Origin of the sequence: Niabella soli DSM 19437 (assembly GCF_000243115.2) — a bacterium.
Lineage (GTDB): Bacteria > Bacteroidota > Bacteroidia > Chitinophagales > Chitinophagaceae > Niabella > Niabella soli.
Genome location: NZ_CP007035.1, coordinates 2,149,708 through 2,163,358, shown reverse-complemented (window position 1 = coordinate 2,163,358; position 13,651 = coordinate 2,149,708). Strand labels below are relative to the sequence as shown.

Here is a 13,651-nt window from a genome sequence, read left to right as displayed (position 1 = left end):
TTCTATCGCTCGGGCGATATTTACAAAGAAAGTTTTGAAACCACAGGCCGGATACATCTAAATCATTTTACAAGAAAAGACAATTGTGCTTGTCTTTTTGAGATAATCTTTTTTTGTTGCACGCAATAATGCTGATAGCTGCACTGAAGTTGAAGAGTGTTCCGATTGCTATCGGAACAAGTAAAGCCGATAGTAGTACTGAAGCCGGCCCCTATAAGTGCACAATAGAAGCCTTGCCATTTTTTTAGTAACTTTAGGGGAATAAAGTAACCTCATGCCCAAAATCCAATTGAAACGCATTTACGAGCCAGCGGATCCTTCAGACGGGTACCGGGTGTTGGTAGACCGGTTATGGCCGCGCGGGGTAAAGAAGGCTACCGCGGACATCGATGAGTGGGCAAAAGAACTCGCGCCATCCGGTGCATTGCGGAAATGGTTTGATCATGATCCGCAAAAATGGGCGGCGTTTCAGAAAAAATACCGGGAGGAATTGCAGGCTAACAGCGCTGTGGACGCCTTTGTGCAGGAACACAAGGCAAATAAGCTAATCACGCTTTTGTATGGTGCAAAGGATGAGGTACACAACCAGGCCGTTGTTTTAAAAGCGGTTTTGGAAAAGATACACACAAAAAAATAATAGAAACCGACCCGACATCTTAAAGAGGATAAACGAACAATTGTTATTAAATCATTTTTAGCTTTTGTCATAATCCTTTAAAATTATTCTAAAAAAGGAGGAGCGGTATCGAATAAAGAAAAAACGCGCTTTATAATCCTTTAACTTTGCCCGGAATTTTCATTATAGATGAGAATAAGAGCGAACAGGACTGCAGATATTCTTTTCAGGGCATTATTACTAATGCTCTATGCCTGTTTCTTTTTTGTTCAGTTTCACGCCCGAAGCATCAGCGCCCGGGAATACCAGTGGCCGTCTGCGCACCAGGTTACTTCCAACACAAAAGCCAAAACGGTTACCACTGCTCATAGTCATTCCCATACTACCAAGCAATTAAATAAGCGCTTTGAGCTACAGCCGGCATTGATCATTGCGGCGTTTATATTTCTAATTGCTATTACTTTTTTTGTTGTCAGGAAGCAATATGATCGCTCTGCGATCGCGCTTTATACCACTACCTATTATTGCTCCGCGCTACGGGGCCCTCCTGCAATGGCGCCCTTTTTTCAAGTCTAATTTTTTCTTTTAACTAAAGATTTTTACATGAGTACTTTCTTACAAAGAAGGTGCTTTGCGCTAATGGGTATGGGCCTGCTTCTTTTATGGGGGGGCGGTTCCGCATCGGCGCAAACACACCTTACTTTACTGGACCTGATCGCTGCTTCTAAAACCAATCTTCCCCTGTTGAAACAAAAACAGGCCCTGGTAAATGCAGCACAGGCAAGGTTTACAGCCACTAAACATTCTTTTCTCCCGGTTATTGCCGGGGCCGATGAAGTAAATATTGGTACAGACAATTCCCTTTCAGGTGCATTGTTTAGTATGGGATTAATTCCTTCTGCATCCGGCGGTATTACAGCGGCTAATAATATGCAGGCCGCCACCGGCAATATTGCGGTGGTTTCAGGTGATTACAGTCTGGTGAACTTTGGACTGAACCAGGCGAAAATAAATGCGGCGCAGTCGGATATTCAGTTGAACCAGGCCGATCTTTCCAAAGACCTTTATACCGTGAAAGCAAAGCTGGTGCTGCTTTACCTGAACCTGTTGAAATATGAAATTAAGCTAACCACCGATCAGCAGAATATAGACCGGTATACCAGTATTTATAAAGTAATATATGCATTGAGTGGTAGCGGGCTGATCGCCGGCGCCGATTCCTCAATGGCCAATGCGGAGTTGTCAAAAGCAAACATTGGTTACAATCAAACGCTGGGCATCATCAATCAGTATAAGGAGCAGTTGGCTTTTTTAACCGGGCTCCCGGCACAGCAGATCAACGTTGATACTTCTTTTTACGGGCACCTGCATCCGGTGCCACCGGTGATGAATTTTCCCATCGACTCTATTCATAACCCAGTGCTGGAATATTACCAGATGCGCACCAACAGCTTCCGGGTAAATGAGGCCCTGATCCGCAAAAGCTTTTTACCACGGCTGCACCTGATGGCAAGCGCCTGGGCGCGCGGATCGTCCATTCAATACAGTAACGATTATCAGCCGCTGGCAACAGGGCTGGGTTATCAGCGCTACAATTACCTGGCCGGTATTGCGCTGACGTATAATTTCCTGAACGGGATCTATAAAAAAGACCGCCTGTCGGAAAACCGGTACGCAACGGAAGCCAGCAACCAGGAATGGGAGCAGGAGCGCCAGGCATTGCAATCGCAAACCCTGCAGGCCGATAATGAGCTGCAAACAGCGCGGGCCAATTTAAAGCAAATACCGGTACAACTCGGCTCTGCGCAAGTGGTCTACCGTCAGAAAATGGCACAATATAAAGCAGGATTGATCTCGCTTATCGATCTCACCAATGCTTCATTTGTATTGTACCGTTCACAGATCGATTATATAGAGTCCAATACCGATTGGTACCTGGCATTGCTGAACAAGGCCGTGGCAACCGGTACGCTCGATCAATTTATTCAATCCTTAAACCTGGAATACTAATGATAAAGGCTGCACTAAAAAGACCTGTAACGGTGATCGTCCTGTTTGCAGGGCTGTTGCTGTTTTCAATAATGGCCATACGATCCATACCCATTGATATTTTTCCCAAACTGAATTTGCCCACCATCTATGTTATCGAATCCTATGGAGGTATGAGCCCCCAGCAGATGGAAGGTTTTTTTGCCACCCGTATGCAGGATCAGTTTTTATATGTAAACGGGATTAAAAATATAGAAAGTAAAAATATCCAGGGGCTTACCCTTATTAAACTATCCTTTTATGAAGGAACGAATATGGCGGAGGCCTCTGCCCAGGTGGCCCTCCAGGTGAACCGCGCCTCAAAATTCTTCCCCCCGGGGGCTTTGCCGCCGCAGGTGATCCGCTTTGATGCCTCTTCGCTGCCGGTAGGGGAACTGGTATTCAGCAGTAAAACAAAATCGCTGAAGGAAATTTACGACCTGGCCGTAACCCGGGTGCGGCCTATGTTTGCTACGATCCCAGGATTATCGGCGCCGCCACCCTTTGGCGCCAATTCGCGTTCCATCGTCGTAAACGTAGACCCCGGGAAACTGCGCCAGTACAATGTCTCTCCCGATCAGATCGTTGCCGCTATCACAAAAAATAATGCCATGAGCCCTTCGGGCAACCTGCGCGTGGATAGCCTGATGTATGTAACAACAGTAAATACGCTGGAAAATAATGTGGAAGCATTTCAAAAGATACCGGTTATTACCAATGGCACCAATACGGTGTTTATGAACCAGGTGGCGACGGTATCGGATGCGGCTGATGTAACGGTGGATTATGCGCTGATCAACGGCAAGCGTTCGGTGTATATACCCGTGGTAAAAACAGCGGATGCCTCTACCTGGTCGGTGGTACAAACACTGAAAAAGACAATCCCTGAAATGAAGAGCCTGTTGCCGGATGACATGGATATCAGTTATGCTTTTGATCAGTCGGTGTTTGTAATGAACTCCGTCAAAAGCCTGATGACAGAGGGTGCGTTGGGTGCGCTGTTGACGGGGCTGATGGTATTGTTATTTCTGCGGGACTGGCGCAGCAGCCTGGTGGTGATCATTACGATCCCCGTTTCGGTATTGGGAGCCGTGCTGTTTTTAAATATGATGGGGCAAACCGTGAATATTATGACTTTGAGCGGACTGGCATTGGCCATAGGGATACTGGTGGACCAGGCAACGGTTACGATCGAAAATATTCACCAGCACCTGGAGATGGGCAAACCGAAACGACAGGCCATCCTGGATGCCTGTGTGGAAATATCGTTTCCGCTGCTACTGATCCTGCTTTGTATCCTGGCGGTATTTGCTCCTTCTTTTGTGATGAGTGGGGTGCCAAAGGCGATGTTCCTACCGCTTTCCTTATCAATAGGATTTGCGATGATTGTGTCCTACGTGGCAGCGCAAACATTGGTGCCGGTTATTTCCAACTGGTTGTTAAAAGCGGAAAAATTTCAATATCACCATAATAAAGAACATGCACATGCAGGCCTGGCGCTGGATGCAGCGGAAAACAGGCAGGTGACCCTGCATGAGCAGGAGGATGAAGCCCACCCCGAAGAGAACAGTTTCTTTGAGCGGATCAAAATAAAATTCCAGAAACGCATTGGTAAAGCAATGCCCAAAAGGAAAAAGATTGTATGGATATACCTTGCGGGAACGCTGCTGGTAGTAGGACTTTGCTTTAGCGTGATTGGAAAAGACCTGTTGCCCAAGACCAATAACGGTGAATTGCAGGTGCGCATAAAAGAACCGGATGGTACCCGGCTGGAAAAAACAGAGCGTACGGTTAAAGCGATACTGGCGCTTATTGATTCTACAACCGGGGGAAATGTAGCGATCAGCTCTGCCTATGTGGGACTGATCCCCAGCAGTTATGGAACCAGCAATCTTTATGTATTTAACAGCGGCACGCACGAAGCGGTGCTGCAGTTGAATTTAAATGAAGATTATAAAACGGATCTTGACGATCTGAAAGATAAATTACGCAAGGTTATAGAAAAGGATTATCCCGAAGTGCATATCTCTTTTGAACCGATAGAACTGACGGAGAAGATCATGGCGCAGGGTGCTTCTACACCGATTGAAGTACGTGTGGCAGGGAAAAATTTTGATAATATCAAAAAGTATTCTGAGCAGTTGGTGGATAAACTAAAACAGGTATCCTTCCTGCGGGATGTTGCGATCGTGCAGCCGCTGCACTTTCCAACGGTGCAGATCAATATCGACCGGCTAACACTGGCGCAGATGGGATTGAGCATTAATGATGTTTCCCGCAGTATAACCGATGCCACTTCCTCCAGCCGGTTTACCGAAAAGATCCAGTGGCTGGATCCCAAAGTGGCCTACACCTACCAGGTGCAGGTAGAAGTGCCGGAATACCTGATGAATTCCCTGGAACAACTCAAATCCATACCGCTGATACATGGGCAATCACGGCCGGTGCTTTCGGATATAGCTACTTTTTCTGTAGTGCCGCTTCCGGGAGAGTACGATCGTTCCGGCCCCAGGAGGTTTCTAACGGTAAGCGCTAATATCTACAAAAAGGATCTGGGTTCCGCGGCGGATGCGGTTAATAAAGCAATAAAGGAAATGGGCACGCCGCCCAAAGGGTTGGTAGCGGAAATTAAAGGGATGTCGTCCCTGCTTACGGAAACCCTTAGCTCGCTGCAGAACGGGCTGCTGGTGGCCATTGTGGTGATCCTGCTGTTGCTGACCGCCAACTTTCAGTCGTTCCGGCTGGCGGTGGCAACCCTGTCTACCGTGCCCTCGGTATTGATGGGCGCAATGTTGTTATTACTGGCCACCGGGGCCACGCTCAACCTGCAGTCTTATATGGGTATCATTATGTCGGTGGGTGTTTCGGTAGCCAATGCGATCCTGATCGTAACCAACGCGGAATCGTTAAGACACGAATACCATGATCCATACAAAGCGGCTACCATGGCGGCAAGCATCCGGATGCGCCCCATATTGATGACGAGTTTTGCCATGATTGCAGGGATGATCCCCATGGCAAGCGGATTGGGGGAGGCAGGCGATCAGTCGGCTCCGCTGGGCCGGGCAGTGATCGGCGGTATCATTGCCTCAACCATCGCAGCCTTGTATATAGTGCCTTTGGTATATGCCTGGTTGCAGGAAAAAGTATCCTATCAGACTCCTTCATTATTACCGGAGGACGAGGTGGTTTTTGGCCAATCTGAAGTTTAAAAAAGTTTATAAATGATATACGTAAAATCAAATAAAAACAGCTACATGAAATATTCTTTACTATATGCGGCCGTCGTACTGGCGTTGGTGTCTTGCTCGGCCAATGCAGAAAAAAAACAAAAAAAAGTGATAAAACAAACAATGGAACAATATGCAGTAGGCACGGTAACCACAGGTGGCATTGCTACCCGGCTAAAATTGCCCGCACAGTTGGCCGCCTACCAGGAAGTAAGTATTTTTCCCAAAGTAAATGGGTATGTAAAAACGGTGTTGGTAGATATTGGCTCAAAAGTGCACACGGGTGATCTGTTGATGACGCTGGATGCACCGGAGCTGGAGCAGGCCTCTTTGCAGGCAAAAGAAGAATTCGAACAATCAAAAGCTTCCTTCAGTATCGACCAGGAGCGGTACAACCGCCTGCAGGAGGCGGCGCAAACGGAAGGGGCTGTTTCCCCGATGGACCTTTCCACTTCAAAAACAAAAGTAACTTCAGCGCTTGCCCTGAGCAAAGCCAGAAAAAACAACTGGCAGATGCAGCAGACCATGCTTTCGTATTTAAGAGTGCGCGCGCCTTTTTCAGGCGTTATTACGCAAAGAAGCGTGAGCGTGGGAGCCCTTGTAAGCGCATCGGTAAAGGACATCCCGATGTTGGAACTTAAGGAGGTGGATCACCTGCGATTACAGATCGACGTGCCGGAAACCATTGCGCCCGCACTGGATAATAAAGACACCATCAGCTTTTCTGTAAGCTCCCTGCCGGGCAAAAAATTAACGGGCAGGATCAGCCGTAAATCGATGAACGTAGATCCAAGATTGCGGAGCGAACGCATTGAAATAGATGTTCCCAATAAAGAGCACCTGTTGTCGCCGGGCATGTATGCGGATGTGGCGGTGGATGCGCCGGGTAGCGCTAATAGTATGCAGGTGCCCAGGGCAGCCGTGGTTACTTCCACCGAACGGAAATATGTGCTGGCAATAAGAAACGGGAAAACAGTAAAGGTGGATGTAAGCACCGGTAATGAAGGAAACGGCAATATTGAAGTATTTGGAAAATTGCAGCCCGGAGAAAAAGTAATTGCCCATGCGAATGATGAAATTGAAGAGGGCATACCAGTAAAGGGGTAGGCTGAACCAATGAAAATATGAAAGCGCTGTAAGATTAGAATCTTATAGCGCTTTTTGACTTACAACTATGCGAGCTGATAAAAACGACCTGGCACTGTTTGCCGGCAATATTATCACCCGTGGGCTGACCAAAAAGCCCGTTGCGAGCACGTTGTGTTTATAGCAATCGCAATGGTATTTGTTCGGGCTGTTTACGCGGTCCCGCTGAGGCGGGAGAGCCGATGCGTTGCGTAGATGATCATGAATACTATAAACACGCGACGCTTACAGCGCCTGAATTGTGTTCTTTATCTTGACGCACATGCGATGGCTATCGGGAGGCATGACAATGGGGGCTTTTGGGTCAACCTCAAAACATCCGTTTATAATAATGAACCGGTATCAAAATTATCATAATGGACTTATGGATTCTCCTTCATTGTGATCAGAGCAGGCGGGGTGCTCGTTAGCTAAGAGCAATAGCAGGCCTGGCGTTGCTTTCGAAATGGATCGTGCCGATGGCACTCAATCTCCTATATTTGGCTCATTACTTCGGAATAAATTCCGAAGTTACCTGAGGAACGCAAGCCCGTCCGAACGGTTCATCCGGGCGGACCGCTGGCTTTCTATAATATAAAAATAGTATTGTGCCGGCAGATCCTTCCAGCCGGTGAAGATTGAAGAGGCGTAGCCTCGGTTTAATGGGTTAACAAGGAACTTTAGTTTCTTGTTAAAAGCGTGCAACTAAAAGCAGAGAGCCATCGGTCCGGCCTATAAGTTGATCCTGCAACAATACCCCATCAGTCAATCAGCATTACAAGTATTTTAATAAAATGGATACCGGTTTATTATAAGTTGCCCATCCGCAGCTCCTATGGAGCAGGAGAAAGGAGGCATAATATAAAAAAACTCCCTGCCTGAATGTAACATTTTACCATTTTCAGCATTTACATATAATAATGAAAAGCGAATCTGTCTAACTACTAAACGCTATTGAAAATTTTATGACGAATGCTGTCAAACCCTCCGTCCCGCGACAGGAAATAGTTATCCTTTTGCTGATTTTTATATTTAGTTTTTTCCCTTTGACCGGGCTCTTTGCACAGTTTAAAATTGCTGGAAAGGTTGTTGATAGCAGCGATCATAAGGGAGTGCCGTATGTAACTATTGTTTTAAAGGCAATTAATCGGGAACCTAAGGACAGCTTGATAATTGATCAGGTACGCACAGACGAAAATGGCTGGTATGGATTTTCTGTTTCGGAAGGTGACTATCGATTGTTGATAGAATATTTTGGAAGGGGTATTCTTGATACATCCGTACAGGTTCAGGCTGAAGACATTATTTTAGGTACGACCCTTGTAAATTTAAGCCGCACATTACAAGCGGTAACGGTGAACGCCAGGAAGCCTTTGATTGAACGTAAGCTAGATAGGACGATATTCAATGTTGGTCAATCTATAGCGTCTCAGGGAATGAATATGCTGGAAATGCTTAAAAACGTTCCGTTGGTGCAAGTAAGTCCCGACGAATCATCGATTAATTTGCAAGGGAAAGGTGGTGTGAGGGTTATGATTAACGAACGGCCCGTTTATTTAAGTGGAAATGAATTAGCGAATTATTTAAAGTCCTTCCGGTCAGAGGATGTTGAAAAAGTAGAGGTTATCACAATGCCGCCATCAAAGTATGAGGCGGAAGGCAATAGTGGTTTGTTGAATATAGTACTCAAAAAGAATCAGGCTTTGGGCTGGAGCGGAAATTTGTCCTCTTCTTATCAGCAAGTGACCTACCCCGGATACTCAAATAGCATTCGCCTAAATTATCAATCAAAAAAGCTCAACATGTCTTATCATGCTTCAGAATACGACAGGAAGCGGATGGCCCGGGAAATAATTAATATTATTGGGGATAGCTCCATTTTTAGTACTTCAAATAGAAAGGATAGAGATTATGGTTTAAGCGGCGGTGTCTCGCTCAATTATAAGCTTGCGTCTAAGTCAAATATTGGATTTATATATGATGCAAACAAAAATTATGGTACTATATCCGAAAAGAACAGTTCTGTTTATGTGGTTAATAACAATACAGATTCTATTTTAACGACGCCTTCTCAACAAAATAGTATTACGCTCAGCCAGACGGCTAACCTCTATTATGACGTGGGATTGGATACTCTTGGTAAAAAATTAAATATTGGAGTCAATTATTTCTATAACGATCCGGATAGAACAACTGATTTTCAAACGGCATTCAACGTAAGGCCGGCCGCTGATACAGTCCGCAATACTGCTGCTCCAAGATACCAGGTGTGGTCCGGAAAAGCCGACCTGGAATTGCCCTCTAAATGGATCAATACTGAATTAGGAGCATCCTATACATGGTTCAGGAATCAATCAGATCTGCAATATTTAAATTACGCTGATTCAGTTTATTCAATTGATCAAAGCCGAAGCAATATTTTTTTGTATAATGAAGGTAATTGGGCTTTATATGCCAGTTTTGATAAGCAAATAAACCCTAAATGGTCCGCAAAGGCCGGTCTTCGGTATGAGTACTCTTCAATAGATGCTTATTCTCGTACATTAAATCAACGAAATAAATATAACTACGGGAATTTTTTCCCGACAATTTATATCCAGTATAAGTTGAAAAATCATGTTTATAATATTAGTTACGCCCGACGAATTAACAGGCCTGGGTTTACTTCGCTGAATCCTTTTAGATGGTATTCAAATTTATATTCTTATTATACGGGGAATCCATTTCTGAGGCCTTCTTATAACGAGAACCTTGAATTGGCCTATCTGTTTAAAAACAGGTTCTCTGCCAGGCTCTACGGACAAAAAACAAGTAATGGGTTTAGCCGCATAACGCTGGTGAATAAAGGAGTGCGCGAAGTGATTTGGGCTAATTTTTACACACAGTATAATGTGGGAATTAATCTTAGTCTGAACCTTATGTTGCGTAGATGGTGGGAGTCTTATATTGCTGGTTCGGGTTCCTATGTTGCAACGGCTTCATCAGCGCCGGAAGTAAGACCGGTAAATGGTATTGTTTCTTCCTATAACATAAATAATACGCTGGTCTTAAATAAAAACAGGAGCTTTTCGCTATTGGTCAACTTTAGTCATATTCTTCCCGCTAAAAAATTTAATATTTCTTCTCATGGTCTTGCGAATCTTACGGCAGGCGTGAAGTGGAGCCTGCTGAACAACACTTTATTTGTAAATGCGGTAGCCGAAGATATTTTTAAAACATTGGTGACCCGGTCAATATTATATTATGACCGGTATATTCAAACTGCAAATAATTACTATGACAGTCGGGGAGTGCGTTTAAGTGTCTCCTATAATTTTGGCAGAAAAAAAGTAAGATCTTACGACAAGGAAATACAATTTGATGAAAAAAACAGGGCGAGATAGCGATGGCGATCTTAAATTTTTCAATGTAGCCCAAAGCTATTAAGAAAAAAACTTAATGGTTTATTATATAAAATTGTTTAAATTTTTATAGAAACAATATGAACCTGGTTTTCCCGCTGATTTTAGGCAGATTTAATACGCCGTTGATATCCGCAGGTTGATTTTCTGCGAAAATCTGCGGTGATCTGCGGGAAATGCAAAGGGATCTGAAAGTTTAGACGATTTCTATTATTGTATCACCAGCAACCAACCCTTATTCTTTTGCACCGGAATCTTTTCCCCTACTTTAAAGTTTCGTGCCTCCTGGAAGTTCTTTACAGCAGGAGCGGTGATGGTGGCCTTAGCCGGGTCAATGCCCAGTTGTTTCCAGTCGATGAGCAGTGAAACATCGGTGTCGGTTTCATTCCAGCTTCCGATGGATACCAACGCTTTTCCTTCTTTTTTATAAGTAGTGGCTTTTATTTTTTCATTGTCTGTTTTTACCGGCGGATTGCTTACCCAGTAGCCCACCATTTTTGTGCCCTGCATGCCAAATTGATCCCAGAGTTTCCAGATGCCCGTGGGATCTGCATTTTCGGTCCAGGGGATCCTGCAGGTCATGCCGTAGACCATGCCCCGCCAGGCGTTACCGCCGTCCTGCAGCATTTCGCCCATCAGCCCAAAGGGGATGCCGCTTACCTCCGTTAAAAAGAAAGCCGGACTATTATTTTCGTAATCGAAATATTCGCCAAACCATAAACGATTCAGGTAGGGAAAGTGCTCCATATACAGATTAGCGCTATTAATAAAACCATCACGTTTATTAAACTGATTGGCGGAATGCAGATCAATAATACCCGGATGACCATCCGCCGTTAATACTCTCTTGATCCGTTTCATGGTAATGCGGTCAAAGGCAACATCATCCAGGTAAATGCCGTCAATGCCCACATTTTGGGTCAGCCAATTCATGCCTTCTACATAATAATTATGCCAGCGGCTCATACCACTGTTAATGATAGCAGCATCTTTTACTTCGGGCACAAACCAGGCGGCAATATAATCTGTATCCACATGCTCCTGCAGCCAACTGAAGCCGCCACCCTTACCGGTGGAATATACTTCATGGCCCAGACTTCTTAAAGGAAACAATTCATAGGCATGATCGGATAATTCTCTTACGGTATTATAAATTTTTACTTTCAGTCCGTTCTGATGTGCCTGGTCGATATAGCTTTTCATTTTTTGCCATTCAATGAACGGATAATTGATCCAGGGGTTGATCGCTGTTCCGTGATGGATATTGATAATAGTGGCCCCGATATTTTTTATTTTCTGGATGCTGTCGTATTTATGATAAAACCGTGTCGCCCACTGGAAATCGGTATTGATGGTATGGAACGGCGTTATCAGTAGGTTGAAATTATAATACAGGGTGTCGCCCTTTTTCATATGCCGTTCACCCGAATAATTATCGGCGAGGATCGATTTTCCTTTTTGGGCGATGGTGATACCGCCTTTATCGCCGTTACCCCATGAGGTGGGCAACAATAACGGTTTCTGTAAATAGAAATTGGTGTTCAGCGGCCGGATGTATTTTTCATCACGTAAGGTGTATTGCAAGCCTGCGTTTACGGCGCCCACCCAAACGGCGTCCTGGTTTTTTTGCGCTACGTTCCATTTCCAGGCCAGGCTATCCGGGCGCAGTTCCCCTTTTTCGCCCAGTCCCATCAGGTATTTGGATGATTCTTTTGTAAAGGGGATATGCAGGGTTATGTTTTTAAAATCGATATCCTGCAAGGCCGTGATCTTTACAGTGTAGGAGAGGAACCCATCGAATTCCAGTGAAGCATGCAGGTCCATCTGGATCTTATCATTTTTATTTACGTTGTTCCATTCAATCGTTCCCGGTGTTTGTCTGGTATAAGTGAGCGGCCCATCGGTTAGTTTCAGCTCTTTTCCATCGGCACCAAAAAAATGAAAATGGATCGGTTCTGTCAAAAGGAGGTTGGGCGCGCTCTGCAGCCCGGTCATTTCTTCGTTAAAGAAGGTGCTGATCTGCGCCGGAAAGCCCGAAGGTGCAATCGCCACTTTCCTGCCAAGCAGGTCAATAGTATTGTCTTTTAACACCAGCGGCGTATAAGGGGCGATGACGGTGTTCTCCTGTGCCATTGTAGAGTTCAGCCATTTTAACCGGGTTTGTTTCCAGGGCTCGGCGATATTGCCGTTTTTTGCGAGTGCGTTGCCTACCGTCAGTTGTATGGGCACAACGGTAACCGCTGCATTAGCGGCTTTAACGGTTGCTGCTCCTTTATAAATACCCGGTTTTGCAGTGGCCGGTACATCCAGTAAGCACCATAAGGGTTGTATGCTGTCTTTGGTGACATTTACGATTTTTGTAAACGGATTGCCTTTGTAGTCGGTACCACCGGTATTGATGCAGCTTAAATTTTTTGCGGCAATTACATTGCCTTTGGCGTCTTTCAGATCCGCAAAACTGACGGACAGTTGCTCCAGGTTTTGCAAGGCATATACGTTCAGTTGCAACGCATAATTTTCGCCCCGCAACGCACTGCCGGTGAATTGCGTAACGGCGCCTCTTTGTACCCATCGGTACGGAATACGGTCGAACATTTTTACCGGGTATTGCCGGTCTTCAGGAAATACAACATAATCGGTTCTTTTGTATTTTCTGATGAGCGCCGCAGATTCTGCGCCGGTGGCAATTACCTCCATCGGGTAGAAACTGTTGAAGGCGTTGATGGATTCAATTTCTTTTACCGTAGTATTGATCTTTAAGGCTTCCGGGATGGCACCCAGCCATTCGTTTGATGCAGTTTGCTCCGGCTGCAAATAATGTACGGTTGGATAATTGGGCGAACCGGAATTTTTTGAAGCAAGATAATAGATATAGTAAGTACCTTGTCCGGACAGGGGTTCAAAAATGAACGTCCCGTTTTTATTGCTGATACTTTCTGTTTTTACGTTCAATATTTTTTTACCGGTTTTTGCGTCCTGCACAATGATTCTTTTTTGGTCGGGGTTTTTATCCCGGCGGCGCCATTCTATCGTTGTTTTTGCAAATTTTCCGGTGCCGGTAAACGCTACCACCACCCGGTGGTTGCCCAGTGAATCGGCATTCCATTCGTTATGTCCGTTGGTGTATTTTATGTCCTGGGCCCGGAGTTGGTTAAGACTTGCAATCGCTATTAATAAAAACAGGTATTTCATTTTCGTGCATTTAAACAAACAAATCTAAAAAAAATGCACAACCAGTACGGTTTCTTTTT

The 13,651-nt window shown here is 45.0% G+C and carries 7 protein-coding genes; 6 read left to right on the top strand and 1 reads right to left on the bottom strand.

The window, feature by feature from the left end:
- Positions 1–274: 274 nt before the first annotated feature.
- The 6 genes from NIASO_RS09200 (at position 275) to NIASO_RS09180 (ending at position 10,382) form a co-directional block, all read left to right on the top strand.
- The gene (locus tag NIASO_RS09200; protein WP_008584134.1) at positions 275–637 is read left to right on the top strand and encodes a DUF488 domain-containing protein; all 363 of its coding nucleotides are present in this window, start codon (positions 275–277) and stop codon (positions 635–637) included.
- A gap of 168 nt (positions 638–805) precedes the next feature.
- Positions 806–1,192 (top strand): hypothetical protein, encoded by a 387-nt coding sequence (locus NIASO_RS20195; RefSeq protein ID WP_157547221.1) that lies wholly within the window; start codon positions 806–808, stop codon positions 1,190–1,192.
- A gap of 27 nt (positions 1,193–1,219) precedes the next feature.
- Entirely contained in the window at positions 1,220–2,626 is a 1,407-nt protein-coding gene (locus NIASO_RS09195) for a TolC family protein (RefSeq protein WP_008584138.1), read from the top strand.
- Positions 2,626–5,856 (top strand): efflux RND transporter permease subunit, encoded by a 3,231-nt coding sequence (locus tag NIASO_RS09190; protein WP_008584140.1) that lies wholly within the window; start codon positions 2,626–2,628, stop codon positions 5,854–5,856. Before NIASO_RS09195 ends, NIASO_RS09190 begins: the two co-directional genes overlap by 1 nt.
- 45 nt (positions 5,857–5,901) lie before the next feature.
- Positions 5,902–6,981, top strand: coding sequence for an efflux RND transporter periplasmic adaptor subunit (locus NIASO_RS09185; RefSeq protein ID WP_008584141.1), 1,080 nt, complete (start codon positions 5,902–5,904; stop codon positions 6,979–6,981).
- Positions 6,982–7,964: 983 nt separating this feature from the next.
- Positions 7,965–10,382 (top strand): outer membrane beta-barrel family protein, encoded by a 2,418-nt coding sequence (locus NIASO_RS09180; protein WP_008584143.1) that lies wholly within the window; start codon positions 7,965–7,967, stop codon positions 10,380–10,382.
- A 228-nt stretch (positions 10,383–10,610) separates the two neighbouring features.
- Here the strand turns inward: NIASO_RS09180 and NIASO_RS09175 are convergent, their stop codons facing one another.
- Complete coding sequence (locus NIASO_RS09175) at positions 10,611–13,592, bottom strand: glycoside hydrolase domain-containing protein (RefSeq protein WP_008584145.1); 2,982 nt, start codon at positions 13,590–13,592, stop codon at positions 10,611–10,613.
- Between the last annotated feature and the right edge of the window lie 59 nt (positions 13,593–13,651).

Bases quoted from the DNA above. Each gene is read 5' to 3' on its own strand.
- NIASO_RS09200 (WP_008584134.1), top strand. From the start codon at position 275: ATGCCCAAAATCCAATTGAAACGCATTTACGAGCCAGCGGATCCTTCA.
- NIASO_RS09195 (WP_008584138.1), top strand. From the start codon at position 1,220: ATGAGTACTTTCTTACAAAGAAGGTGCTTTGCGCTAATGGGTATGGGC.
- NIASO_RS09180 (WP_008584143.1), top strand. From the start codon at position 7,965: ATGACGAATGCTGTCAAACCCTCCGTCCCGCGACAGGAAATAGTTATC.
- NIASO_RS09190 (WP_008584140.1), top strand. From the start codon at position 2,626: ATGATAAAGGCTGCACTAAAAAGACCTGTAACGGTGATCGTCCTGTTT.
- NIASO_RS09175 (WP_008584145.1), bottom strand. From the start codon at position 13,592: ATGAAATACCTGTTTTTATTAATAGCGATTGCAAGTCTTAACCAACTC.
- NIASO_RS09185 (WP_008584141.1), top strand. From the start codon at position 5,902: ATGAAATATTCTTTACTATATGCGGCCGTCGTACTGGCGTTGGTGTCT.
- NIASO_RS20195 (WP_157547221.1), top strand. From the start codon at position 806: ATGAGAATAAGAGCGAACAGGACTGCAGATATTCTTTTCAGGGCATTA.